The organism is Citrobacter braakii (assembly GCF_002075345.1).
Taxonomy (GTDB): Bacteria; Pseudomonadota; Gammaproteobacteria; order Enterobacterales; family Enterobacteriaceae; genus Citrobacter; species Citrobacter braakii.
In genome coordinates this window covers 1-23,502 of the sequence record NZ_NAEW01000014.1, presented here as the reverse complement: position 1 = coordinate 23,502, position 23,502 = coordinate 1, and the positions used below count along the sequence as shown (strand labels likewise).

At 51.1% G+C, this 23,502-nt stretch carries 23 protein-coding genes and 1 pseudogene; 16 read left to right on the top strand and 8 right to left on the bottom strand.

Annotated features, from left to right (window positions below; genetic code table 11):
- Window positions 1-111 precede the first annotated feature (111 nt).
- Window positions 112-900, bottom strand: coding sequence for an enoyl-ACP reductase FabI (gene fabI / locus BZK42_RS21395; RefSeq protein ID WP_016156642.1), 789 nt, complete (start codon window positions 898-900; stop codon window positions 112-114).
- A gap of 441 nt (window positions 901-1,341) precedes the next feature.
- Here fabI and BZK42_RS21390 point away from each other — a divergent pair, with 441 nt between their 5' ends.
- Window positions 1,342-2,031: an EAL domain-containing protein gene (locus BZK42_RS21390; protein WP_053388557.1), complete on the top strand. Its 690-nt coding sequence runs from the start codon at window positions 1,342-1,344 to the stop codon at window positions 2,029-2,031.
- 38 nt (window positions 2,032-2,069) lie between these two features.
- Here the strand turns inward: BZK42_RS21390 and sapF are convergent, their stop codons facing one another.
- Genes sapF through sapA form a run of 5 tightly spaced genes read right to left on the bottom strand, consistent with a single transcriptional unit; the run spans window position 2,070 to window position 7,352 of the window.
- On the bottom strand, window positions 2,070-2,876 hold the full coding sequence (sapF, locus tag BZK42_RS21385) for a peptide ABC transporter ATP-binding protein SapF (RefSeq protein WP_016153235.1): 807 nt from the start codon (window positions 2,874-2,876) through the stop codon (window positions 2,070-2,072).
- Between the two features lies 1 nt (window position 2,877).
- On the bottom strand, window positions 2,878-3,870 hold the full coding sequence (gene sapD, locus BZK42_RS21380) for a peptide ABC transporter ATP-binding protein SapD (RefSeq protein ID WP_016153234.1): 993 nt from the start codon (window positions 3,868-3,870) through the stop codon (window positions 2,878-2,880).
- Window positions 3,870-4,760 (bottom strand): peptide ABC transporter permease SapC, encoded by an 891-nt coding sequence (gene sapC / locus BZK42_RS21375; RefSeq protein ID WP_016156640.1) that lies wholly within the window; start codon window positions 4,758-4,760, stop codon window positions 3,870-3,872. The genes sapD and sapC overlap by 1 nt, the downstream gene beginning before the upstream one ends.
- Entirely contained in the window at window positions 4,747-5,712 is a 966-nt protein-coding gene (sapB, locus tag BZK42_RS21370) for a peptide ABC transporter permease SapB (protein ID WP_003020545.1), read from the bottom strand. The genes sapC and sapB overlap by 14 nt, the downstream gene beginning before the upstream one ends.
- Window positions 5,709-7,352 (bottom strand): ABC transporter substrate-binding protein SapA, encoded by a 1,644-nt coding sequence (gene sapA / locus BZK42_RS21365; protein WP_080860071.1) that lies wholly within the window; start codon window positions 7,350-7,352, stop codon window positions 5,709-5,711. The genes sapB and sapA overlap by 4 nt, the downstream gene beginning before the upstream one ends.
- Before the next feature lie 313 nt (window positions 7,353-7,665).
- Between sapA and BZK42_RS21360 the strand changes: the two genes are divergently transcribed.
- A complete protein-coding gene (locus tag BZK42_RS21360) occupies window positions 7,666-7,989 on the top strand; it encodes a hypothetical protein (RefSeq protein WP_072161006.1) in 324 nt (107 codons plus the stop codon).
- An 8-nt stretch (window positions 7,990-7,997) separates the two neighbouring features.
- Here the strand turns inward: BZK42_RS21360 and BZK42_RS21355 are convergent, their stop codons facing one another.
- Together BZK42_RS21355 and pspF are read right to left on the bottom strand one after the other, a co-directional pair.
- Window positions 7,998-8,642, bottom strand: coding sequence for a quinolone resistance pentapeptide repeat protein QnrB61 (locus BZK42_RS21355; RefSeq protein WP_063866217.1), 645 nt, complete (start codon window positions 8,640-8,642; stop codon window positions 7,998-8,000).
- Window positions 8,643-8,735: 93 nt separating this feature from the next.
- Window positions 8,736-9,725: a phage shock protein operon transcriptional activator gene (gene pspF / locus BZK42_RS21350; protein ID WP_029139556.1), complete on the bottom strand. Its 990-nt coding sequence runs from the start codon at window positions 9,723-9,725 to the stop codon at window positions 8,736-8,738.
- A 155-nt stretch (window positions 9,726-9,880) separates the two neighbouring features.
- Here pspF and pspA point away from each other — a divergent pair, with 155 nt between their 5' ends.
- From pspA to BZK42_RS21280, 14 genes and pseudogenes are all read left to right on the top strand, one after another.
- On the top strand, window positions 9,881-10,549 hold the full coding sequence (gene pspA, locus BZK42_RS21345; RefSeq protein WP_016153228.1) for a phage shock protein PspA: 669 nt from the start codon (window positions 9,881-9,883) through the stop codon (window positions 10,547-10,549).
- Window positions 10,550-10,603: 54 nt separating this feature from the next.
- Window positions 10,604-10,828, top strand: coding sequence for an envelope stress response membrane protein PspB (gene pspB / locus BZK42_RS21340; protein WP_016153227.1), 225 nt, complete (start codon window positions 10,604-10,606; stop codon window positions 10,826-10,828).
- Window positions 10,828-11,187, top strand: a complete 360-nt coding sequence (gene pspC / locus BZK42_RS21335) for an envelope stress response membrane protein PspC (RefSeq protein ID WP_003020497.1) — start codon at window positions 10,828-10,830, stop codon at window positions 11,185-11,187. The genes pspB and pspC overlap by 1 nt, the downstream gene beginning before the upstream one ends.
- 8 nt (window positions 11,188-11,195) lie before the next feature.
- Entirely contained in the window at window positions 11,196-11,426 is a 231-nt protein-coding gene (gene pspD, locus BZK42_RS21330) for a phage shock protein PspD (RefSeq protein ID WP_003833267.1), read from the top strand.
- Between the two features lie 164 nt (window positions 11,427-11,590).
- A complete protein-coding gene (locus BZK42_RS21325) occupies window positions 11,591-13,297 on the top strand; it encodes a sugar phosphorylase (RefSeq protein WP_016156637.1) in 1,707 nt (568 codons plus the stop codon).
- A gap of 16 nt (window positions 13,298-13,313) precedes the next feature.
- Window positions 13,314-14,605 (top strand): annotated as a pseudogene (locus tag BZK42_RS21320) (ABC transporter substrate-binding protein).
- Between the two features lie 20 nt (window positions 14,606-14,625).
- Window positions 14,626-15,507 (top strand): carbohydrate ABC transporter permease, encoded by an 882-nt coding sequence (locus BZK42_RS21315; RefSeq protein ID WP_003840754.1) that lies wholly within the window; start codon window positions 14,626-14,628, stop codon window positions 15,505-15,507.
- Window positions 15,494-16,336: a carbohydrate ABC transporter permease gene (locus BZK42_RS21310; protein WP_003020474.1), complete on the top strand. Its 843-nt coding sequence runs from the start codon at window positions 15,494-15,496 to the stop codon at window positions 16,334-16,336. The genes BZK42_RS21315 and BZK42_RS21310 overlap by 14 nt, the downstream gene beginning before the upstream one ends.
- A gap of 27 nt (window positions 16,337-16,363) precedes the next feature.
- Window positions 16,364-17,416, top strand: coding sequence for a D-guloside 3-dehydrogenase (gene ycjQ / locus BZK42_RS21305; protein WP_080860069.1), 1,053 nt, complete (start codon window positions 16,364-16,366; stop codon window positions 17,414-17,416).
- A 16-nt stretch (window positions 17,417-17,432) separates the two neighbouring features.
- The gene (gene ycjR / locus BZK42_RS21300) at window positions 17,433-18,221 is read left to right on the top strand and encodes a 3-dehydro-D-guloside 4-epimerase (protein ID WP_016156634.1); all 789 of its coding nucleotides are present in this window, start codon (window positions 17,433-17,435) and stop codon (window positions 18,219-18,221) included.
- Window positions 18,222-18,231: 10 nt separating this feature from the next.
- On the top strand, window positions 18,232-19,287 hold the full coding sequence (gene ycjS, locus BZK42_RS21295) for a D-glucoside 3-dehydrogenase (RefSeq protein WP_016156633.1): 1,056 nt from the start codon (window positions 18,232-18,234) through the stop codon (window positions 19,285-19,287).
- The gene (locus BZK42_RS21290) at window positions 19,284-21,560 is read left to right on the top strand and encodes a glycoside hydrolase family 65 protein (protein WP_143329713.1); all 2,277 of its coding nucleotides are present in this window, start codon (window positions 19,284-19,286) and stop codon (window positions 21,558-21,560) included. Before ycjS ends, BZK42_RS21290 begins: the two co-directional genes overlap by 4 nt.
- Complete coding sequence (gene pgmB / locus BZK42_RS21285) at window positions 21,557-22,225, top strand: beta-phosphoglucomutase (protein ID WP_080860065.1); 669 nt, start codon at window positions 21,557-21,559, stop codon at window positions 22,223-22,225. The genes BZK42_RS21290 and pgmB overlap by 4 nt, the downstream gene beginning before the upstream one ends.
- Window positions 22,226-22,235: 10 nt before the next feature.
- Window positions 22,236-23,318, top strand: coding sequence for an ABC transporter ATP-binding protein (locus tag BZK42_RS21280; RefSeq protein WP_080860063.1), 1,083 nt, complete (start codon window positions 22,236-22,238; stop codon window positions 23,316-23,318).
- Window positions 23,319-23,502 lie beyond the last annotated feature (184 nt).

Below are 23,502 nucleotides of genomic sequence, written 5' to 3'. Positions count from 1 at the left end.
AGAAGAGGGGATGAAAGATTGTTCCGTGATAATAAATATCAGAAAAGCATATATGGCGGCGGGCAGAGGAGAGTCATGGGCGGGGCAAGACCGCCCATAGAAGACTTACGATTATTTCAGTTCCAGCTCGTTCATTGCCGCGATACTGAAGCCACCATCGACGTGAACGACTTCACCCGAGATGCCGGCAGCAAGATCGGAGCACAAAAATGCTGCGGAGTTGCCCACATCTTCAATGGTTACAGTGCGGCGAATCGGCGTAACCGCTTCACAATGCGCCAGCATTTTACGGAAATCTTTAATGCCGGAAGCGGCGAGTGTACGGATAGGACCGGCGGAAATAGCGTTCACACGCACGCCTTCAGGACCCATCGCATTAGCCATATAGCGGACGTTCGCTTCCAGTGAGGCTTTTGCCAGGCCCATCACGTTGTAGTTAGGGATGGCGCGCTCTGCGCCCAGATAGGATAGCGTCAGCAGCGCTGAGCCTGGGTTCAGCATGGAACGGCAGGCTTTTGCCATCGCCACAAAGCTGTAAGCACTGATGTCATGAGCAATTTTGAAGCCTTCGCGGGTGACTGCATTCACATAGTCGCCATCCAGTTGGTCTGCGGGCGCAAAACCAATGGAGTGCACGAAACCGTCGAATTTCGGCCAGGCTTTGCCCAGTTCGGTAAACAGTGCATCAATGCTGGCGTCTTCCGCCACATCACACTGTAGTACGATGCTGGAACCCAGTTGAGCTGCAAATTCTTCGACGCGGCCTTTTAGTTTGTCATTCTGGTAGGTGAACGCCAGTTCAGCCCCTTCGCGATGCATGGCCTGAGCGATACCCCAGGCGATGGACAGTTTGCTGGCAAGACCCGTTACCAGAATGCGCTTACCGGAAAGAAAACCCATAGCTTTAATCCTTATGGTCATTGCTTATTTTTAGCAATCAATGAGTTATGATCACAATTTGAAGGTGTTTCGAAATGGGGCAGCAATTATATCCCACTCTTTGTGCCTTGTAGAATAGTTATCATCCCTTACTGATAATCACTTTTCATTACACATGAGGGTTATAACACTTTCCCTGGTTAAGTCTCATTCATTCTGCGAAGCGCGGGGGGATGGAGAAAATACAAGGCTTTGAAGGCATCTCAATGGTATTATTAACTGCTAGCTTATGTTTTAAAACATAGCAATGTAGGAACTTTCTTAAAACAAAAAATATGACCGTATTCAGTTCGTTATGATATATTGTTTTTATCGATCGATATTGATACATTGATCGTTATTATTGATTGATTGTGATTAAAAGTGCATTATCAGGAAGTTATGATCAATTGGAGTGGTCTTATGCACTATCATTTCATCGCGGAACCGATGAGAGACACAACTGATACGTTACTGGGTGTTGAGATGAGCGTCCGGTTTGCTTCAGATACGGTTTCGCCGATACATCCAGAGTTCATCATTTCAGCGTGGAATAGCGAACAAAAACGTAATTTCATGCTCGAGCAAATTCGATTAATTGCCGAAAAGCGTAATTGGTTTGAGAGCCACAACCTTTTCTGTACTCTGAACCTCATTGATGAAATGGCGCTGCTGGCAATTGGCGACCCGAGCGTCAAATCGGCGCTACATGCCATGCCTTTTGTCGCCCTGGAACTTTCAGAGCGTTTTCTGACGAATACCGTATGTCTGAATAATCTGCTGATTAATTCACTTTGCGACGGTCCAAACGCATTATGGCTGGGCGATCTGGGCTCCGGCAACATTGGGGCCAGTCCGCTGGTTTGCGGTCGTTTTGATGTTGTAAAGTTGGATCGTGGTTTTTTCCTGGATCAGGCTGAAAAACCGATGTTCCCGGTGCTAATTAAAAACATCCGCGAATATTGCGACCGCATTGCGGTGGAGGGCGTGGAAACCAAACAGCTTATCGACGAAGTAGGCGCGGCTGGTGTTTGGGTGATGCAGGGATCTCTTTTCCCTTCGGTCGCGTTTAGCGAGGTTGATACACTGCTCTTACCAAATGTTTGTCACTGATTGCAAAATTGCCCTCCGGTTGAGGAGGGCTGCATCTGCTAGCGATCTTTACGCCACGCGTCAGCGGTAAGCGCTTCGCCGAAATGACCGGCGATCAGGCGACGGGTCAGCTCATGCAACGGCGAGGCCAGAACATCTGCTGTACTGCCGCGTTCAACCACTTCACCCTGGTGCATGACTAATACCTGATCGCTGATGTGCTTCATCATGCCGATGTGCTGAGTCACATAGATATATGAAATCCCCTGTTTTTCCTGTAATTCCAGCATCAGATTGATGAGCTGCGAACGCATCGACATGTCCAGAGAGGCCAGGGCTTCGTCGGCGATAATGACTTTGGGTCGCAAAATGAGCGCTCGGGCAAGGCCCAGACGCTGTTTTTGTCCCGGAGCCAGCATATGCGGGTAATAACTCACATGGTCAGGCAACAGACCGACCATGCGCATGGTCTCGATGATCTGTTTGCGGCGCTGTTCAGGCTCGAGGTCGGTGTTCAGACGTAGCGGAAAATCGAGGATCTGCGAAATACGTTGCCGTGGGTTAAGCGACGTTGACGGATCCTGGAAAATCATACGGATACGCTGACTACGGAATGAATAATCACCATATTTTAACGGGTGATCGTCAATCAGCAGCTCACCGCTGGTAGGCTCAATCATACCGGCCAGCATCTTCGCCAGCGTAGATTTACCGGAACCATTTTCACCTATAACGGCGAGCGTCTGACGCTCGCGCAGGGTAAAGCTCAGGGGTTTAACGGCCTCAACGGTCTGACGGCGGAATAAGCCCGTCCGGTAGCGAAAGGTTTTGCTCAGATTACGAACTTCGAGCAGGGTTTCTACCATCTCACTCTCTCTCCATGTTCAGCGGGAAATGACAGGCGTAGAGATGATTCTTTGCTCCGGTCAGTCTTGGGGTTTCGATACATTCGCGCTGAGCATAAGGGCAGCGCGGCCCCAGACGACAGCCGATAGGTAATTGTTCCAGCAATGGAATGGCTCCTGGCATGGTATTCAGGCGGCTTTTGTGCGGCATTGCGCTACCAAAATCAGGAATGGCGCGAATCAACGCTTGGGTATAAGGATGATGCGGAATAGTCACCAGCTCTTTACTGGGCGCAGTTTCCACCGTTTGCCCACAGTACATCACGTTAATTTTGTCAGCCCACTGGCTGAGCATTTGCAGGTCATGGCTGATCAGCAAAATGGTGGTATTGCTGTTTTGGTTCAGACGGGTCAGCAGGCGGAAAATTTGCGCCTGAGTGGTTGGCTCCATCGCGTTCGTTGGTTCGTCGGCAATCAGTAAACGCGGCTGATTAGCCAAGGCGATTGCGATCATCACCTTCTGGCATTCGCCGTCGGTCAGCTCATACGGGAAGCTGCGCATCGCATCTTTATGATCTTTTATCCCGACGCGGTGCAGGAGTTCAATCGCGCGGCGTTTACGCCAGCCGATACGCTGCCACCAGCGGCCTTTATAAGTCCATGCCGGAATATTTTGCATCAGTTGTCGTCCAATGCGCTCAGACGGATCGAGACACGATTGCGGTTCCTGAAAGATCATGGAAACGTTATGGCCGACCAGCTTGCGTCGTTCACGAGCGGAAAGGCGCAACAGATCGATATCATCAAAGCGCATGCGGTCTGCGGTTACGCGCCAGTTATCTTTAGCGACGCCGCAAATGGCCTTGGCGATCAGGCTCTTGCCCGATCCAGACTCGCCAACCAGTCCGCGGATTTCACCTTCATTGAGGGTCATGCTGACGCGGTCAACCGCCTTCACCCAGTCGTCGCCGGTTCTGAATTCAATGGTCAGGTTGCGGATATCCAGTAATGGCATTATTCCACCCCCGCAATAATTGCCCGGCGCACGCCATCTCCCAGCAGGTTAACCAGCAGCACGCTTATCATAATCGCCGCACCTGGCAGCATAACCGTCCAGGGTGCGACATAAATCAGCTCCAGCGCGTCGCCAAGCATGGCTCCCCATTCTGGTGACGGCAACTGTGCGCCAAGGTCGAGAAAACCCAGCGCAGCGATGTCCAGAATCGCCATCGACAGCGCACGGGTGATTTCAGTGATAAGTCCGGCGGTAATATTGGGCAGAACGGCAAACCACAGGATATTGAGCGTGGTTGCACCGTCCAGGCGAGCGGCGATAACGTACTCTTTTTCCAGCTCGTCATGCACCATGCTGTAGACGGAGCGTACCATGCGCGGCAGCAGCGCCAGCCAGACGGCAAACATCGCGTGTGTCAGATGCGGTCCGGCAAAGGCCACCACAATAATCGCCAGCAGCAGCGAAGGGATCGAGAGCAGGGTGTCCAGAATGTGGTTCAGCACCGCGGAGCGCAAACCGTGCGTTGCGCCGGCAACCACGCCCAGTAACAGGCCACATAGTGTGGCGGCGAGGGTGACGACAAACGCGCCGCCAACGGTCGGGGCCGCGCCGCTGAGCAGGCGACTTAACACGTCACGCCCGAGATCGTCAGTTCCGAGGAAAAATGAGACTTCGCCATAGCGCGACCATGACGGCGGTAAAAGCTGATAGCCGAGGAATTGCTGGTCGATGCCATAAGGGGCAAACCAACCACCAAAAATACACAGAATCGCCAATCCTGCGCAGCCATACAGGCCGATCATTGCAGTCGCATCGCCGTAAAAATTGCGCCATGCGGTGCGCAACGTACCCGGCGGGCGCTTTTCGCTGTAGACGCTATCGTAAGGCATACCATTCCTTATGTTTCAGAGGGTTAGCCATAGCACCCAAAATATCAGAGATGACGTTAACGATGATAACCAGTGAGCCAATCACCATGACGCCCGCCGAAATTGCCGCGTAATCCTGCTGGCGAATTGCGTTAATCAGCCAACGGCCAAGACCTGGCCAGCTAAAGACCATCTCGGTGATCATCGCCAGCGTCAGCATGGTGGAAAACTGTAAGCCCAGACGCGGGATCACCGGCGGAAGGGCGTTGTGCAGAACGTGACGGCGCAGAATGGTTAAGCGTGACAGACCGCGCGTGGCGGCCGCTTTAACATAGTTTTGATCAAAGACCTCAATGGTGCTGATTCGCATCAGGCGAATAACTTCCGTGGTAGGGGCGACGGAAAGCGTCAACACCGGAAGCACCATGTGACGGATTGCGCTGACCAGCATTTCATCGCGCCAGGGCGAGTCGGAGATCCACGCATCAATAATGGCAAATCCGGTAACGGGCTTCACTTCATAGAGAAGATCAAAGCGTCCCGAAACGGGAAGCCAGCCGAGAGTCAGTGAGAAGAGCAACGTCAGCAACAGCGCCAGCCAAAAAACCGGAATGGAAAAGCCCATCAACGCTAAGGCGCTGATGCATCGGTCCTGCCATTTGTTCCGCGTGATCCCTGCCAGCATACCAACGGGGATCCCAACCATCAGCGCAAAACCAAAGGCCAGAATGCACAGTTCCATCGTCGCCGGGAACACCTCCTTCAACTGTTCTGAAATCAACTGACCGTTAATACTGGATACACCAAAATCCCAGTGAATGAGGCCATTGAACCAGAATACCCAGGCGTTCCACAGCGATGCACCCTGTAACGGCGCATGAGGCGTGAAGTAGCTCAGGCTGAAACCAATAAAGGTCAGGAAGAAGAGGGTGACCAGCAGCAATAAAAAACGACGCAGGGTGAAGATAATCATGGCTTTTTCACCTCATCTTTCTTTTCCCTGGAAACCCCGGCAAAAGATGCATTGCCGAACGGACTCAACACCAGTCCTTTGATATCGTAACGATAAGCCTGTAGACGCAGTGAAGAGGCCAGCGGCAGGATCGGTAACTCTTTCGCGAGAATATTTTGCGCTTCGTCATAGGCATCAATTCGCGATGAGAGTTGCTGCGAAGAGAGGGCCTTGCGCAGAACTCTGTCAAATTCCGGATTACACCAGTGGGCGAAGTTAGTCTGCGAGTTGATGGCGGCGCAGCTTAGCAACGGTCGGAAAAAACTGTCAGGATCGTTACTGTCCGTCGCCCAACCGGATAACGTTAGATCATGGTTCATATCCATTAATCGCGCCTCCTGAAAACGACCTTCTACCGGAATGATTTTAACTTTCACACCCACCTGAGCCATGTCAGCCTGAATCAGCTCGGCGGTTTTCAGTGGACTGGGGTTCCAGGCCTGAGAACTGGTGGGTACCCAAAGCTGTAATGTCAGGTTCTCCAGCCCCAGTGCTTTTAACTGCTCGCGCGATTTTGCCGGATTGTACTCTGTAATTTTAGCTTCGTTGTCATAAGCCCACGAGGCGCGAGGCAAAATAGATGCTGCGGTTTCCGCCGTCCCGTAGTAGATGGACTGCATCAGCCGTTGGTTATTAATGGCCAGCGCCAGCGCATGCCGCACGGCGGGATTATCCATCGGTGGTTTATTGGTGTTGAATGCCAGATAGGCGATGTTCATCCCCGGGCGCAGGGTCAGACGCAGGCGCGGGTCATCACGCAAAATGCTGAGCTGACTGGCGGCGGGCCAGGCCAGAACATCACACTCACCGGTCAGGAGTTTCGATAGACGTCCGGTGCCGCCAGAGCCGAGGTCCACAACCACCTGCGGCATCAGAGGAGTACCACGCCAGAATTTTTCATGGCGCTGCAGTCGAACATATTGCCCTGCGCGATTCTCCGAAAGCTGGTACGGTCCGGTGCCGACGGGTTGTCTGTCGAGCAGCTCCTGACGATCCTGTTTTGCCAATTTAGCCGCATATTCTGCTGACATCACGGAGGCATAATGCGTGGCGAGGTGCCACATGAAGGAGGCGTCGGGCTGAGTTAAGCGGAACTCAACGGTGTTGTTGTCCAGCTTGCGTACGCTTTGGACGTTATCGGCGAACTGTAGGCTGTCGAAGTAGGGGAAACTGCTACCGTTTACATTGTGCCACGGATGCTGGCGATCAAAGATGCGCTCGAAGGTAAACACCACATCGTCCGCGTTCAGTTTGCGGGTGGGGGTGAACCAGGCCGTCTTCTGAAACTGGACGTCACGACGCAGATGGAAGCGGTAGGTTGCGCCGTTATCCAGCACCTCCCAGCTTTCAGCCAGCTCAGGCACCAGTCGATAGGTGTACGGATCGACATCGAGTAGTCGGTCATACAGCTGGGCTGCCAGGGTGTCGACGATAAGACCGCTGCTCGCTTTTTGCGGGTTGAACGTATTGACCTGCCCGCTAACGCAATAGACAAAGCCGCTGTCACGAATATCAGCATGCGAAGCCTGTTCAGGCGCGGCAGCAGCCTGACCACTCAGAAATCCAGCCATCACGATCAGAGATGATAAAACCAGGCGCATAATTTTAAAGGATTATAAATAAAGAGGCTATCTTACTAATATTTAATGACATTTGCCATTACCGTTTGTGTTTGGGAGTAACAGGCTCGATAAGCGCGAGTTCAACACCGCGACATGGTCAAAATTCATACCTGCCATCCACTTTGAATCTACTCTGTTAACTATCTTAGCATTTTCATGGCCCATCTGACTTGCTATAAACGCGGTGCAGGATGTGGACAGTTGGCGTAATTTGTTACGGTTTCCTCGCTGTGACAAAATGCATAAGCGATTACAATGCGTTAGTGTACGAATCAAAGGGAATATTTAATAAATGAGCAACTTAGCGGATTACGTCAATGCTATAAAAATAGGCAAAAATGTTATTTGTATTGAGGATGTCAGTAAACGGGATGACATGGCTGAAGTTGAGATTATAAATAAGACATGGCTTCATGATTCGGGAGTGGTTATTCGTTGTTCTCGCGAAAATGAATTGGTTATATATCCATCAAATTCCTGTCCAGAATGCAGCATTAGATGGCATGTCGTTGATGCGGCAGGTCAGGATATTCGTCCACTGGAGAAAACATTTCACAATGCTTGCCAGGAGTCGTACTGGTTAAAAGTAAATCGTCAAACGCATCTCCCGGTGTAAACGCTGAGCTAACCAATCACAGCGATGCCAAGCCGCTCCATGAGCAACGATGCCTGGTAGTTGTCTAACTTAACGCCTTGTAAATCAACACCCCGAATATCTAAGTCACCTAACTCCGAATTGGTCAGATCGCAATGTGTGAAGTTTGCTGCTCGCCAGTCGAAAGTCGAAAACTCGCCGCCGGAGAGATCTGAACCACTGAACGTCGCACCCAGTACCTGAGTCCCCATCCAGCGGTTTTCCCATAGCTCACACTTTTCCAACACGACTTTCGAAAAATTGGCGTAGCTTAGATTGGTATTAGTGATATATGCGCTGCAAAACCAGGTGCGCGTGGTGATCATATTCATAAAGCTTGCACCGCGGAAATCTGCGCCTTGTGCGCGGCAGTGGCGAATTTCAATGCCCAATGCGCTGACGTTGCGGAAATCTGCCATTGATAAATCACAGCTTTTGAAAATGGCATCTTTCAGCATTGCGCGACTAAAATTGCATCCTTTCTGACTTTCGCGATCATAGAACTGGCAGCCGATAAATTCAGTGCCGCTCAGGTCGGCACCTGAAAAATCGCAGTTAAAAAATGTACTATTTTCAACTTTCTCACTGGTGAAGCGATTTCTGTCAATTTTTTCGCCAACTAATGCCAGAGTCATATCTATGCCTGTGTTTTTATACAGTAATGACGCCATGGTAAACCTTATGACGTTATGCGTCAAACCCGCCAGTATGACACCTGCAACTGCGTATTAGATCTGGTGTTTCTTAAGCAACGCGCGTAGCTGATGGTAAGTCAGACCCAGTAACTCAGCGGCTTTTTTCTGATTAAATTTCGCCTGCTGCAAGCTGGTTTGTAGAAAGTCTTTCTCTTGTTGCTGCTGGAATTCACGAAGATCCAGCGGTAATGCTACAGATGTCTGCTTTGGTGGTGCTGCCTGTGGCTGCGCAACGTGGCGGCGGAAGGGATCAATGATGATCTCATCCAGCGGGTAATCGCTGGTACCGTGCCGGTAAACGGAGCGCTCCACGACGTTTTTCAGTTCACGAATATTACCCGGCCAACGGTAATGGAGGAGGGTTTCTCTGGCCTCGGCGCTGAATCCCGGAAAAAGCGGTAACCCGATCTCGCGGCACATCTGAATGGCAAAGTGTTCGGCCATTAACATGATGTCGCTTTGACGCTCGCGTAGTGGGGGAAGTTGCACCACGTCAAAGGCCAGACGATCCAGCAGGTCTGCGCGGAAAGTGCCTTCACTGACCATACGTGGCAGGTCGGCATTGGTCGCGCAGACCAGACGCACGTTAACCTGCAAGGGCTGGCTGCCGCCGACGCGTTCCAGCTCGCCATACTCAATTACGCGCAGCAGTTTTTCCTGTACCAGCATTGGCGCTGTCGCCAGTTCATCAAGAAACAGCGTGCCACCGTCGGCGCGTTCGAAACGTCCTGGATGGCGTTTTTGCGCACCAGTAAACGCACCGGCTTCGTGACCAAACAGTTCGGAATCAAGTAAGTTCTCGTTGAGAGCTGCGCAGTTAAGCGAAATAAATGGGCCCTGCCAACGGCTGGAGAGGTAGTGCAGACGGTTGGCAATAAGCTCTTTCCCCGTACCTCGCTCACCGATAACCAGTACAGGTTTATCCAGCGGCGCCAGATGAGAAACCTGTTCCAGCACTTCAATAAAGCTGTTCGCTTCGCCAAGAATATTGTCTTTGTATCCTGCCATGATGAAATTCACCACTTGTTAGTGTTATTCACCAATTTACCCTAATTCTCCCGTCAGGTAAAATTGGATATTTACATTAAAATCAATTAGTTAAAAAGTTGGCACGCCAAGTGCATTACGAAAACAGCAGGGCATAGCCCGATATCAGAACAGTAAGTGAGGATTACATTATGGGTATTTTTTCTCGTTTTGCCGACATCGTGAACGCCAACATTAATGCGTTGCTGGAAAAGGCTGAAGATCCGCAGAAACTGGTGCGGTTAATGATCCAGGAAATGGAAGACACGCTGGTTGAGGTGCGCTCAAACTCCGCACGCGCTCTGGCAGAAAAGAAACAATTATCTCGCCGTATCGAACTGGCCAGCGCACAACAGGCAGAGTGGCAAGAAAAAGCCGAGCTGGCGCTGCGTAAAGAGAAAGAAGATTTGGCGCGTTCTGCCTTAATCGAAAAACAGAAACTGACTGATCTGATTGCTTCTCTGGAGCATGAGGTGACGCTGGTTGACGATACGCTGGCGCGAATGAAAAAAGAGATCGGTGAGCTGGAAAATAAACTCAGTGAAACCCGTGCTCGTCAGCAGGCATTGATGCTGCGCCATCAGGCTGCGAGCTCTTCGCGTGATGTTCGTCGTCAACTGGACAGCGGTAAGCTGGATGAAGCGATGGCACGCTTTGAATCTTTCGAGCGTCGTATCGATCAGATGGAAGCTGAGGCCGAAAGCCATAACTTCGGTAAACAGCAGTCTCTGGATCAGCAATTTGCTGACCTGAAAGCAGATGATGAAATCAGCGAGCAGCTGGCGCAACTTAAAGCCAAAATGCAGCAAGATAAGCAATAATAACATCTGGCGGCGCCCGAACGCGCCGCCGCTCATCACCTGTAAGGAGTACTCATGAGCGCGCTATTTCTGGCTATCCCATTAACCATCTTTGTGTTGTTCGTTTTACCGATTTGGCTCTGGCTGCATTACAGCAACCGTTCCAGTCGTGGCGAACTGGCGCAAAGTGAACAGCAACGTCTGGTAGAACTCAACGATGACGCACAGCGGATGCGCGAGCGCATTCAGGCGCTGGAAGACATCCTTGATGCTGAACATCCAAACTGGAGGGACCGCTAATGGGAGGCGTTAATCTGAACAAAAAACTGTGGCGTATTCCGCAACAGGGCATGGTGAAGGGGGTTTGCGCAGGTATTGCGCATTACCTCGATGTGCCTGTGAAGCTGGTACGGATCCTGGTGGTGTTGTCCGTCTTTTTTGGTCTGGCCTTTTTCACCTTCGTCGCTTACATCGTGCTGACGTTTGTGTTGGACCCGATGCCGGACAATGTGGTTTCCGGTGAGCAGCAGCCATCAAGCGGCGAGCTGTTGGATGCCGTCGATCGCGAGCTGGCGGCAAGTGAAAAGCGTTTGCGTGAAATGGAGCGTTATGTCACGTCTGATACCTTTTCATTGCGCAGCCGTTTCCGCCAATTGTGAGGATAGAAATGAACAATCGCTGGCAACGTGCCGGGCAAAGGGTTAAGCCGGGCTTTAAAATAGCAGGTAAGCTGGTGCTTTTAACTGCGCTTCGTTACGGCCCGGCGGGGGTAGCAGGGTGGGCGGTGAAGTCCGTCGCTCGACGCCCGCTTAAAATGCTGCTGGCGTTGGTCCTGGAGCCGGTTTTGAGTCGGGCAGCGGCAAAATTATCGAAACGCTATTCAGGTAATCAACCCTGATATCCGAATCAGCAAAAGCAAGCAACAATTAATCAACATTCCCTCTGTTAATTTGCGGCAGCTCACAAATACGATTTTTTGGCTGCCAAAATTCTTTTATTATCCCCCTCCTGGCCACCTCAGCCGATTGACAGCTTATTTCCCGCAGAGTAGTCTCTTGACTCATGGGACCGCTACCACGAGAATTGAAGGTGAACCAAAAAATCCAAAAATGCCTGGCAGAAGTTTATGGTGATACGTTTACTTCATGCCACTATGAAGCGCTGATTGCACGTTTAGAGAAATCACAGGGATTAATTAAAAAAATCCGTAAAGCGCATTGGGACGAGGGCGATGTAGTTCTTATTACCTACGCCGATCAATTCCACGGGGCAGGCAAAAAACCACTGCCGATGTTTAATCAATTTTATAATGAATGGCTTAAGTCGACATTTTCTCATGTGCATCTGTTGCCGTTTTATCCGTGGTCATCGGATGATGGTTTTTCCGTAATTAATTACCATCAGGTTGCTGAAGAAACCGGTGACTGGAATGATATTAAGCAATTGGGTAAATCCAGTCGACTGATGTTTGATTTTGTTTGTAACCATATGTCAGCGAAAAGCGAATGGTTTAATAACTATTTGCAACAGCTTGACGGTTATGAAGATTTCTTTATTGCGATGGATCCTGATACGGACCTGAGCAACGTAACGCGTCCACGCGCATTACCGTTACTGACGCCTTTTACGCTGAAAGATAACACCGTACGCTATTTATGGACGACGTTCAGCGACGACCAGATCGATCTCAACTATGCCAACCCGATAGTGTTACTGGCGATGGTCGATGTGCTATTGAGTTATCTTGAGCAGGGCGCCGATTATGTCCGCCTGGATGCGGTTGGCTTTATGTGGAAAGAGCCAGGAACGACCTGTATTCACCTGGAAAAAACGCATCAGCTTATCAAACTATTTCGCGCTATTGCTGACTGCGCGGCGCCTGGTACGGCGATTATTACTGAAACAAACGTTCCGCATAAGGATAATGTGTCCTACTACGGAAATGGTCGTGATGAAGCGCATATGGTGTACCAGTTCTCGTTACCGCCGCTGGTGCTGCATGCGGTACAACGCCAGGATACCTCAACCTTGTGCCAGTGGGCGCAATCACTGGAACTGCCGTCCAGTGAGACCACCTGGTTTAATTTCCTCGCATCGCATGACGGCATTGGTCTCAACCCATTACGTGGTTTGTTACCTGAAGACGAGATCGTGCGCCTGGTGACGGAATTACAACAGGAAGGCGCGCTGGTTAACTGGAAAAATAACCCTGATGGTAGTCGCAGTCCGTATGAAATTAACGTCACATATATGGACGCACTAACGCCAGGCAATTGTAGTGATGCCGAACGTTTTTCCCGCTTTATTCTCGCACATGCCATTTTGCTGAGTTTTCCGGGGGTACCTGCGGTTTACATTCAAAGCATTCTTGGGTCACGCAATGATTATAAAGGTGTCGAGGCGCTAGGTTATAACCGTGCGATCAACCGCAAAAAATATCAAATAAGCCAAATCGAAACGGAGCTGGCAGATGAAACCAGTTTGCGCCATGCTATTTATCATGAATTATCCCGGTTAATTGTAATACGTCGTAGTAATAAAGCATTTCACCCTGATAGTGATTTTCAGATTAGCAGTGTTACACCGGCTGTAATGCAAATTAAACGTACGGCGGAAACAGGCGAAAAAATTACCGGATTATTTAATGTCAGCGGTCATACGCAAACCATTAGTATTGATGTTGAAAATGGATTTGATTTGATTAGCGGTAAAACTATTTCAGGTAAAGAATTAACGTTGAACGCCTGGCAGGTCATGTGGGTTAAGTAATAAAAAGGAACATTTCATGCTTAAAACTAAAATTGTGCTGATTTCAGCACTGGTTTCCTGCGCCCTGGTTTCCGGGTGTAAGGATGATAAAACGTCCTCTGTTGCGATTGAATTTATGCACTCTTCTGTTGAACAGGAGCGGCAGGCGGTTATTGCAAAACTGATTGAGCGTTTTGAAAAAGAGAACCCGGGGATCAGTGTCAAACAGGTTCCTGTAGAAGAAGATGCCTACAACACCAAGGTCATTACCCTGGCGCGGAGCGGTTCTCTGCCTGAAGTCATTGAAACCAGCCATGACTACGCGAAAGTTATGGATAAAGAATCACTTATCGATCGTAAAGCCGTAGCGCAGGTCATCAACGCCGTAGGTGAAGGTACTTTTTATGATGGCGTGCTGCGTATTGTGCGTACTGAAGACGGTACTGCCTGGACCGGGGTTCCGGTTAGCGCCTGGATTGGCGGGATCTGGTATCGCAAAGATGTGCTGGCAAAAGCTGGGCTGGAAGAGCCAAAAGACTGGCAACAACTGCTGAGCGTGGCGCAGAAGCTAAACAATCCTGGTAGTAAGAAATATGGTATTGCGCTGCCCACGGCGGAAAGCGTTTTGACTGAACAGTCATTTTCCCAGTTCGCGCTCTCAAACCAGGCCAACGTTTTTGATGCGCAAGGAAAGATAACGCTCAACACACCTGAAATGGCGCAGGCGCTGCAGTATTACCGCCAATTGGCAATGAACACCATGCCGGGCTCAAACGACATCATGGAAGTCAAAGACGCGTTCATGAACGGCACGGCGCCGATGGCGATTTATTCCACCTATATCCTCCCGGCGGTGATTAAAGAGGGCGATCCTAAAAATGTGGGCTTTATGGTGCCGACGGAAAAAAGCTCTGCTGTTTACGGCATGCTGACGTCGTTACCATTACCGCGGGTCAAAAGTCTGAAGAGACAGAAGCGGCAGAGAAATTTGTCACCTTTATGGAGCAGGCCGACAACATCGCGGACTGGGTCATGATGTCGCCAGGGGCGGCGCTGCCGGTCAACAAAGCAGTGGTGAATACCCCGACGTGGAAAGATAACACTGTCATCAAAGCGCTGGGTGAATTACCCGATCAGCTGATTGCCGAACTGCCGAATATCCAGGTGTTTGGTGCCGTCGGCGATAAGAACTTCACCCGCATGGGCGACGTCACAGGCTCCGGTGTTGTGAGCTCCATGGTGCACAACGTGACGGTAGGCAAAGCCGACCTCGTCACCACGATTGAAGCGAGCCAGAAAAAACTGGATGACCTCGTTGAACAGCGCTAATGGGGAAATGGAAAGCCGTGATGAATAAGTTCTTTTCAGGTCGATCTGATATGCCATTCGCCATGCTGCTGCTGGCGCCCAGCTTGCTGTTGCTGGGCGGTTTAGTGGCGTGGCCGATGATATCAAACATCGAAATCAGCTTTATGCGACTGCCGCTGAATCCGCAAATTGAGTCTACGTTTGTCGGGCTGAGCAACTATATCCGTATCTTATCCGATCCCGGATTCTGGCATTCGCTGTGGATGACGGTCTGGTATACCGCGCTGGTTGTGGCAGGAAGCACGGTACTGGGGCTGGGCGTGGCGATGTTTTTTAACCGTGAGTTTCGTCTGCGGAAAACAGCGCGCTCACTGGTCATCCTCTCTTACGTGACGCCATCAATTTCGCTGGTGTTTGCCTGGAAATACATGTTCAACAACGGCTACGGCATTGTGAACTACCTCGGCGTGGATCTGTTGCATCTCTACGATCAGGCACCGCTGTGGTTCGACAATCCCGGCAGCAGCTTCGCGCTGGTCGTGCTGTTCGCCATCTGGCGCTACTTCCCGTATGCCTTTATCTCGTTTCTGGCGATTTTACAGACGATTGATAAATCGTTGTATGAGGCGGCAGAAATGGACGGCGCGAATGCCTGGCAACGGTTTCGTATCGTCACGCTGCCAGCGATTATGCCGGTGCTGGCAACCGTGGTCACGCTGCGCACGATCTGGATGTTTTACATGTTCGCCGATGTTTATCTGCTGACCACTAAAGTCGATATTCTCGGGGTCTATCTCTATAAAACAGCGTTTGCATTTAACGACTTAGGCAAAGCGGCCGCTATTTCTGTCGTCCTCTTCGTCATTATTTTCGCTGTTATCCTGCTGACCAGAAAACGGGTGAACCTCAATGGCAACAAATAAGCGCACACTTGGCCGCATCGGCTTTTACTGTGGATTAATTGTCTTCCTGGGCATCACACTATTCCCATTTTTTGTGATGCTGATGACCTCATTTAAAAGCGCCAAAGAGGCGATCTCGCTGCATCCGACGCTGTTACCGCAGCAATGGACGCTGGAACATTACATCGACATCTTCAACCCGATGATTTTCCCGTTTGTTGACTACTTCCGTAATAGCCTGGTGGTATCGGTCACTTCTTCGGTGGTGGCGGTGTTTCTCGGCGTGCTCGGAGCGTATGCGCTTTCCCGCCTGCGTTTTAAGGGGCGAATGACCATCAATGCCAGCTTTTACACGGTGTACATGTTTTCGGGGATCCTGCTGGTGGTGCCGCTATTCAAAATCATTACGGCACTTGGCATCTATGACACCGAAATGGCGTTGATTATCACCATGGTCACCCAGACGCTGCCGACCGCGGTGTTCATGCTGAAAAGCTACTTCGACACCATTCCGGATGAGATAGAAGAAGCCGCGATGATGGATGGATTGAACCGTCTGCAGATCATCTTTCGCATTACCGTGCCGTTGGCGATGTCCGGTCTGGTTTCGGTCTTTGTGTACTGCTTTATGGTGGCGTGGAATGACTATCTGTTTGCCTCGATTTTCCTCTCCAGCGCCAGCAATTTTACCTTACCGGTCGGTCTGAACGCGCTGTTCAGTACGCCTGACTATATCTGGGGACGCATGATGGCGGCATCGTTAGTCACCGCATTGCCGGTCGTCATTATGTATGCGCTTTCCGAACGTTTTATTAAAAGTGGTTTGACCGCAGGCGGCGTGAAAGGCTAAGCGGCCAGTTTAATTAAGGAGTTGTAAATGAAGAAGTTAGTTGCCACAGAACCGCGTGTTGCGGCGTTGGTGGAATATGAAGACAGAGCTGTATCCGCCAATGAAGTGAAAGTTCGCGTTCGCTTTGGTGCGCCGAAACATGGCACGGAAGTGGTCGATTTTCGCGCTGCCAGTCCGTTTATTGACGAAGATTTTAACGGCGAATGGCAAATGTTCATGCCGCGTCCGGAAGGGGCGCCGCGCGGGATTGAATTCGGCAAGTTCCAGCTTGGCAACATGGTGGTGGGCGATGTTATTGAGTGTGGCAGCGATGTGACCGAATACGCCGTTGGCGATTCAGTTTGCGGCTACGGCCCACTGGCAGAAACGGTTTTCTTTAATGCGGTAAACAACTACAAACTGCGCAAAATGCCGGAAGGTAGTTCGTGGAAAAATGCCGTGTGCTATGACCCGGCACAGTTCGCCATGAGTGGCGTGCGCGACGCCAATGTGCGTGTCGGCGACTTTGTTGTCATCGTCGGCTTAGGGGCGATTGGCCAGATTGCCGTCCAACTGGCTAAGAAAGCGGGAGCCTCGGTGGTCATTGGCGTGGATCCGATTGCCCATCGTTGCGATATCGCGCGTCGTCATGGCGCGGATTTATGTCTGAATCCTATTGGCACCGATGTCGGCATGGAAATTAAGAAGCTGACCGGCAAGCAGGGCGCGGATGTGATTATCGAAACCAGCGGCTATGCGGATGCGTTGCAATCGGCGTTACGTGGTCTGGCCTATGGTGGAACCATCTCCTATGTCGCTTTCGCGAAACCTTTTGCTGAAGGCTTCAACCTGGGGCGTGAAGCGCACTTCAACAACGCCAAAATTGTCTTCTCCCGTGCCTGCAGTGAGCCAAATCCGGATTATCCGCGCTGTAGCCGCAAGCGTATTGAGGAGACCTGTTGGGAACTGTTGATGAACGGTTACCTGAACTGTGAAGAACTTATTGACCCGGTAGTGACATTTGCCAGCAGCCCGGAAAGCTATATGCAGTATGTCGATCGCCATCCGGAAAAGAGCATCAAAATGGGCGTGACGTTTTAATTAAGGAATGCAGAAGATGAAAATTGGAACACAGAACCAGGCTTTTTTTCCGGAAAATATTCTCGAGAAATTCCGTTACATCAAAGAGATGGGGTTTGACGGTTTTGAAATTGACGGCAAGCTGCTGGTTAACAACCTGGCAGAAGTGAAAGCGGCAATCAAAGAAACAGGCCTGCCCGTCACCACCGCCTGTGGAGGATATGACGGTTGGATCGGTGATTTTATCGAAGAGCGTCGTTTGAATGGCTTACAGCAGATTACCCGCATTCTCGAAGCGCTGGCCGAAGTCGGTGGGCAGGGCATTATTGTACCCGCTGCATGGGGCATGTTTACCTTCCGCTTACCGCCGATGACCTCTCCGCGCAGCCTGGCGGGTGATCGTAAAGCAGTAAGTGATTCATTGATTTATCTCGATAAAGTTGCCGAGCGTACGGGGACGGTGGTGTATCTGGAACCGCTCAATCGCTATCAGGATCATATGATCAACACCCTGGCGGATGCCCGTCGCTATATCGTGGAAAACAACCTGAAGCATGTGCAAATCATTGGTGATTTTTACCATATGAATATCGAAGAAGACGATATGGCTCAGGCGCTGCATGACAATCGCGATCTGCTGGGACACGTCCATATTGCGGATAACCATCGTTATCAGCCGGGGAGCGGTACGCTGGATTTCACTGCGCTGTTTGATCAGTTGCGTGAAGATAATTATCAGGGTTACGTCGTGTACGAAGGGCGTGTACGGGCAGAGAACCTGCCGGAAGCGTACCGTCAGTCACTGGCCTGGCTGCGTACCTGCTAAGAGGATTTCTGTGAAAAGTGCACTGACAAGCTCTCCGCTACGCATCGCCATTATCGGCGCCGGGCAGGTGGCGGATAAAGTTCATGCTTCGTACTACTGCACCCGCAACGATCTGGAACTGGTGGCTGTCTGTGACAGCCGCCTGTCACAGGCGCAGGCGTTGGCAGAGAAATACGGCAATCCGCAGGTTTGGGACGATCCTCAGACGATGCTACGCGAGGCTAAGCCAGATATCGTCAGCATCTGTTCACCCAATCGTTTTCATTATGAACACACCATGTTGGCGCTGAACGCCGGATGCCATGTGATGTGTGAGAAACCTCCGGCGATGACGCCAGCCGAGGCGCTGGAAATGTGTAACACGGCGCGTCGAATGGGGAAAGTTCTGGCTTATGATTTTCATCATCGTTTCGCACTGGATACGCAGCTGCTTCGTGAGCAGGTGATGGCCGGCGTGCTGGGTGAAATCTATGTCACCAATGTCCGCGCTTTGCGCCGCTGCGGCGTGCCCGGCTGGGGGGTATTTACCAACAAAGAACTGCAGGGCGGCGGGCCGCTGATTGATCTCGGCATCCATATGCTTGATGCCGCCATGTATGTGCTGGGGTTTCCGGCAGTAAAGCGTGTTAACGCACACAGTTATCAACGCATTGGCACGCGTAAAAACAGCGGCCAGTTTGGGAAATGGGATCCCGAGACGTATACCGTGGAGGATTCTCTGTTCGGGACGATTGAATTTCATAACGGCGGTATCCTGCGACTGGAAACCTCTTTCGCGCTGAATATCCCGGAACAATCGATTATGAACGTAAATTTCTGCGGCGATCTGGCAGGGGCGACGTTATTCCCGGCCCAGGTTTATACCGATCGTGAGGGTACGCTTGACGTACTGCTTCAGCGTGAAATGGCCGATGACAATCGACATTATCGCAGCATGGAAGCTTTTGTGAATCATGTCCAGGGCGAGCCTGTCACTATTGCTGACGCAGAGCAAGGCGTCGTTATTCAACAACTGGTTGCCGCACTGTATCAATCGGCTGAAACAGGGACCTACGTAGACTTATGACGAGGCCAGTAATGCTAACTGAACCGGCTTTTTGCCCACACAACCTGAATAAATATGCGTCACTCATGACGACCGGTAACGGTTATATGGGGATTCGCGCCAGCCACGAGGAAGCCTACACCTTACAAACTCGCGGCATGTACCTTGCTGGACTGTATCACCGGGCAGGGAAAGGTGAGATTAATGAACTGGTTAATCTGCCTGATGTGGTGGGGGTGGAGATTTCACTCAATGGTGAGATTTTCTCGCTCACCAGCGGCGTTATCGAAAGCTGGCAACGTGAACTGGATTTTTCCAGTGGGGAATTACGCCGTGCGCTTACCTGGCGTGCGTCTGGCGGGGCGCGTTTTGCCATTGAGAGCCGGCGATTTGTCTCGGCACAAAAACTGCCGCTGTTTGCTATGGAAGTTGTCGTCACGCCACTGGATGGCGATGCCAGCATTGGTATCTCGACCGGAATTGACGCCACGATGACCAATCATGGTCGTCAGCATTTGGATGAAACGCAGGTTCGGGTCTTTGGCCAGCATCTTATGCAAGGGATTTACACCACCCAGGACAACCGCAATGATATCGCTATCACCACGTATTGCGATGTAGACGGTGCAGCGCAGCGCTGCTTCACTGCGAAAGAACGTCGGTTGTTACAACACAACAGCGTGCAGGCGAAAGCCGGACAGCGCGTCACGCTGACAAAAATTAGCTGGGTAGACTGGGCGAGCGAACGCAGCCTGTCGCTTGAGACCTGGGGACGCCAGTCGCTGCGCAACCTGGAAGCGTGCGCGCAGCAGGGCTATGACGCTCTGCTGGCGGAGTCGGCTGCTAACTGGCATGCCTGGTGGCAAAATCGTCGCGTTCAGGTCACCAGCACTGATGCCAGCGATCAGCGAGCGCTGGACTATGCGCTCTATCATCTGCGTGTGATGACTCCTGACCACGATGAGCGCAGCAGTATTGCGGCCAAAGGTCTGACGGGGGAAGGGTATAAAGGCCACATATTCTGGGATACCGAGGTCTTTCTGTTACCGTTTCATCTCTTTACCGAGCCGAAAACCGCGAGAAGTTTGTTGCGTTACCGCTGGCATAATCTGTCGGGGGCGCGTGAGAAAGCCCGCCGTAACGGTTGGCAGGGAGCGCTTTTCCCTTGGGAAAGCGCTCGCAGCGGTGATGAGGAAACGCCTGAATTTGCGGCGATCAACATCCGTACCGGACTGCGTCAGAAAGTGGCCTCCGCGCAGGCTGAACATCACCTCGTGGCGGATATTGCCTGGGCGGTAATCAATTACTGGCATGCTTCAGGGGATCTAAACTTCATGTCCCGTGAGGGAATGACGTTGCTGCTGGAAACGGCGAAGTTCTGGATCAGCAGGGCGGTCATGGTTAATGATCGTTTAGAGATCCACGATGTGATTGGCCCGGATGAATACACTGAGCATGTGAACAACAACGCGTTCACCAACTACATGGCCTGGTACAACGTGGAACAGGCGCTGGGCTTTGCCCGTCGGTTGGGCTGCGGTGATGAGACGTTTATTCACCGCGCAGAGTATTTTTTACAGCATCTCTGGCGACCGCAAATTCAGCCCGATGGCGTGCTACCTCAGGACGATACCTTCCTGAGCAAACCGACTATCGATCTGTCACAGTACAAAGCCAAAGCGGGCAAGCAGACGATTTTGCTCGATTACTCCCGTGCAGAAGTCAATGAGATGCAAATTCTCAAACAGGCCGATGTGGTGATGCTGACCTACATGTTACCGGAGCAATTTTGCCCGCAAACCTGTCTGGCAAACCTGCGCTTTTACGAGCCGCGCACAATTCATGACTCCTCGTTGAGTAAAGCGATCCACGGGATTGTGGCAGCGCGTTGCGGTGATCCGGCACAGGGCTATCGGTTCTGGCGTGAAGGATCGCTTATCGATCTCGGGGAGGACCCACATAGCTGCGATGACGGCATTCATGCTGCGGCAACGGGCGCCATCTGGCTGGGCGCAATCCAGGGATTTGCTGGCGTGAATATTCGCCACGGGGAGTTACACCTTGCTCCTGCCTTACCGGCTCATTGGCAAACGCTGTCTTTCCCGCTGCGCTGGCAGGGCATCGATATGCAGGTAATCATTAATGCGGCTGAAATCCGTATTAACAGCACTGAGCAGATTGTCCTTTGGGTCAATGGTGAAAAGGTCTCCGTGCAGGGGGAAACCGTAATCCGCAATGACGCCATTATTTCGCCCACTTATGGGACCGCTACCAAAGAAAGGGGCGATGAATGATACTCAAACCACAGGCCATCATTTTTGATTTGGATGGCGTGATTACCGATACCGCGCATCTGCATTTTCTGGCCTGGTGGCAGGTAGCCGATGAAATAGGGATTGTGATCGACGAAGCATTTAATGACAGCCTGAAAGGGATTAGTCGCGGCGAATCACTACAGCGTATTTTGCACCATGGTGGGAAGGCGGGGGCGTTTTCTTCCGAGGCCTGCGCACAATTGGCCGAGAGAAAAAACAGACTGTATGTCCATTCTTTGCGCCAGCTGACGGTTAACTCGGTATTACCGGGAATACGTGAGCTGTTGATGACGTTGCGGGAAGAACGGATTCCGGTGGGATTGGCCTCTGTGTCGCGCAATGCCCCGGCTATTTTACAAGCGCTTAATCTTAGCTCTTGCTTTGATTTTTGTGCGGATGCGGCATTGCTCACCCGCTCGAAACCGGATCCGGAAATTTTCCTGGCAGCCTGCGCGGGTCTTGGCGTTGACCCGCAACAATGTATTGGCATAGAAGACGCACAAGCGGGAATTGATGCAATCAACGCCTGCGGCATGCTTTCTGTCGGCATCGGTAAAGGGCTGAATGGGGCAGACTTGCTGCTTCCGGCAACCGAATTTCTGACGTGGCCGTGCTTATCGGCTTTCTGGCAACACGACAAGTAAAGGATTCAACATGGCACAGCTTTCGTTGCAACACATTCAAAAAATTTACGACAACCAGGTACACGTCGTTAAAGACTTCAATCTGGAAATTGAAGATAAAGAGTTTATTGTTTTTGTTGGACCTTCCGGCTGCGGGAAGTCAACTACGTTGCGCATGATCGCCGGTCTGGAGGAGATCAGCGGCGGCGATCTGCTGATTGACGGTAAACGGATGAACGATGTGCCGGCAAAATCACGCAACATTGCGATGGTTTTTCAGAACTACGCGTTGTACCCACACATGACCGTCTATGACAACATGGCGTTTGGTCTGAAAATGCAGAAAATAGCGCCTGCTGTGATTGAGGAGCGCGTCAACTGGGCGGCGCAGATCCTTGGCCTGCGCGATTATCTGCAGCGTAAACCCGGCGCGTTATCCGGTGGTCAGCGTCAGCGTGTGGCGCTGGGGCGTGCGATTGTACGTGAAGCGGGGGTCTTCCTGATGGATGAACCCTTATCGAATCTCGATGCCAAACTTCGCGTTCAGATGCGGGCTGAAATTAGCAAACTGCATCAGAAACTCAATACCACCATGATCTATGTTACCCACGACCAAACCGAAGCCATGACTATGGCGACGCGTATTGTGATTATGAAAGAGGGCATCGTTCAGCAGGTTGGTGCGCCGAAAACGGTTTATAACCACCCGGCTAATATGTTTGTCGCCGGATTTATTGGCTCACCGGCCATGAACTTTATTCGTGGCGCGATTGATGGTGATAAGTTTGTTACTGAAACACTGAAATTAACGATTCCACAAAATAAATTAGCACAATTAAAAGCGCAGGGTTATGAACATCAGGCGGTCACTCTGGGAATTCGTCCTGAAGATATACACCCGCAGCTTAATAACGAAAATAGTATATCGGCAAAAATTAGCGTTGCAGAATTAACCGGCGCTGAATTTATGCTTTATACCATTGTTGGGGGGCATGAGTTGGTGGTCCGTGCTGGGGCAGTGAATGATTATCATGCAGGAGAAAATATCACTATTCATTTTGATATGGCGAAATGCCATTTCTTTGATGCTGAAACTGAAGTGGCTATTCAATAAAATTCCGGGGGGATAAATCCCCCCAAGCCTTGGGGCATTTTTGCGAGTATTTTAACAAGGAAAATAAGATGAGCACTTCCCACCATATGTTGAACCAGAGCGGGGAGTAACAGAAGTGAAGTGTGGCTCCCCTCAGATTTACGGCATCATAGTGCCCAGGAAAGATGCATTCCGCATCCAGAGA

Bases quoted from the DNA above. Each gene is read 5' to 3' on its own strand.
- ycjQ (WP_080860069.1), top strand. From the start codon at position 16,364: ATGAAGAAGTTAGTTGCCACAGAACCGCGTGTTGCGGCGTTGGTGGAA.
- BZK42_RS21355 (WP_063866217.1), bottom strand. From the start codon at position 8,642: ATGACTCTGGCATTAGTTGGCGAAAAAATTGACAGAAATCGCTTCACC.
- pgmB (WP_080860065.1), top strand. From the start codon at position 21,557: ATGATACTCAAACCACAGGCCATCATTTTTGATTTGGATGGCGTGATT.
- fabI (WP_016156642.1), bottom strand. From the start codon at position 900: ATGGGTTTTCTTTCCGGTAAGCGCATTCTGGTAACGGGTCTTGCCAGC.
- sapA (WP_080860071.1), bottom strand. From the start codon at position 7,352: ATGCGCCTGGTTTTATCATCTCTGATCGTGATGGCTGGATTTCTGAGT.
- BZK42_RS21360 (WP_072161006.1), top strand. From the start codon at position 7,666: ATGAGCAACTTAGCGGATTACGTCAATGCTATAAAAATAGGCAAAAAT.
- sapB (WP_003020545.1), bottom strand. From the start codon at position 5,712: ATGATTATCTTCACCCTGCGTCGTTTTTTATTGCTGCTGGTCACCCTC.
- BZK42_RS21390 (WP_053388557.1), top strand. From the start codon at position 1,342: ATGCACTATCATTTCATCGCGGAACCGATGAGAGACACAACTGATACG.
- pspB (WP_016153227.1), top strand. From the start codon at position 10,604: ATGAGCGCGCTATTTCTGGCTATCCCATTAACCATCTTTGTGTTGTTC.
- BZK42_RS21310 (WP_003020474.1), top strand. From the start codon at position 15,494: ATGGCAACAAATAAGCGCACACTTGGCCGCATCGGCTTTTACTGTGGA.
- sapD (WP_016153234.1), bottom strand. From the start codon at position 3,870: ATGCCATTACTGGATATCCGCAACCTGACCATTGAATTCAGAACCGGC.
- ycjR (WP_016156634.1), top strand. From the start codon at position 17,433: ATGAAAATTGGAACACAGAACCAGGCTTTTTTTCCGGAAAATATTCTC.
- BZK42_RS21325 (WP_016156637.1), top strand. From the start codon at position 11,591: ATGGGACCGCTACCACGAGAATTGAAGGTGAACCAAAAAATCCAAAAA.
- BZK42_RS21280 (WP_080860063.1), top strand. From the start codon at position 22,236: ATGGCACAGCTTTCGTTGCAACACATTCAAAAAATTTACGACAACCAG.
- pspC (WP_003020497.1), top strand. From the start codon at position 10,828: ATGGGAGGCGTTAATCTGAACAAAAAACTGTGGCGTATTCCGCAACAG.
- BZK42_RS21315 (WP_003840754.1), top strand. From the start codon at position 14,626: ATGAATAAGTTCTTTTCAGGTCGATCTGATATGCCATTCGCCATGCTG.
- pspD (WP_003833267.1), top strand. From the start codon at position 11,196: ATGAACAATCGCTGGCAACGTGCCGGGCAAAGGGTTAAGCCGGGCTTT.
- BZK42_RS21290 (WP_143329713.1), top strand. From the start codon at position 19,284: ATGACGAGGCCAGTAATGCTAACTGAACCGGCTTTTTGCCCACACAAC.
- sapC (WP_016156640.1), bottom strand. From the start codon at position 4,760: ATGCCTTACGATAGCGTCTACAGCGAAAAGCGCCCGCCGGGTACGTTG.
- pspA (WP_016153228.1), top strand. From the start codon at position 9,881: ATGGGTATTTTTTCTCGTTTTGCCGACATCGTGAACGCCAACATTAAT.
- sapF (WP_016153235.1), bottom strand. From the start codon at position 2,876: ATGGTAGAAACCCTGCTCGAAGTTCGTAATCTGAGCAAAACCTTTCGC.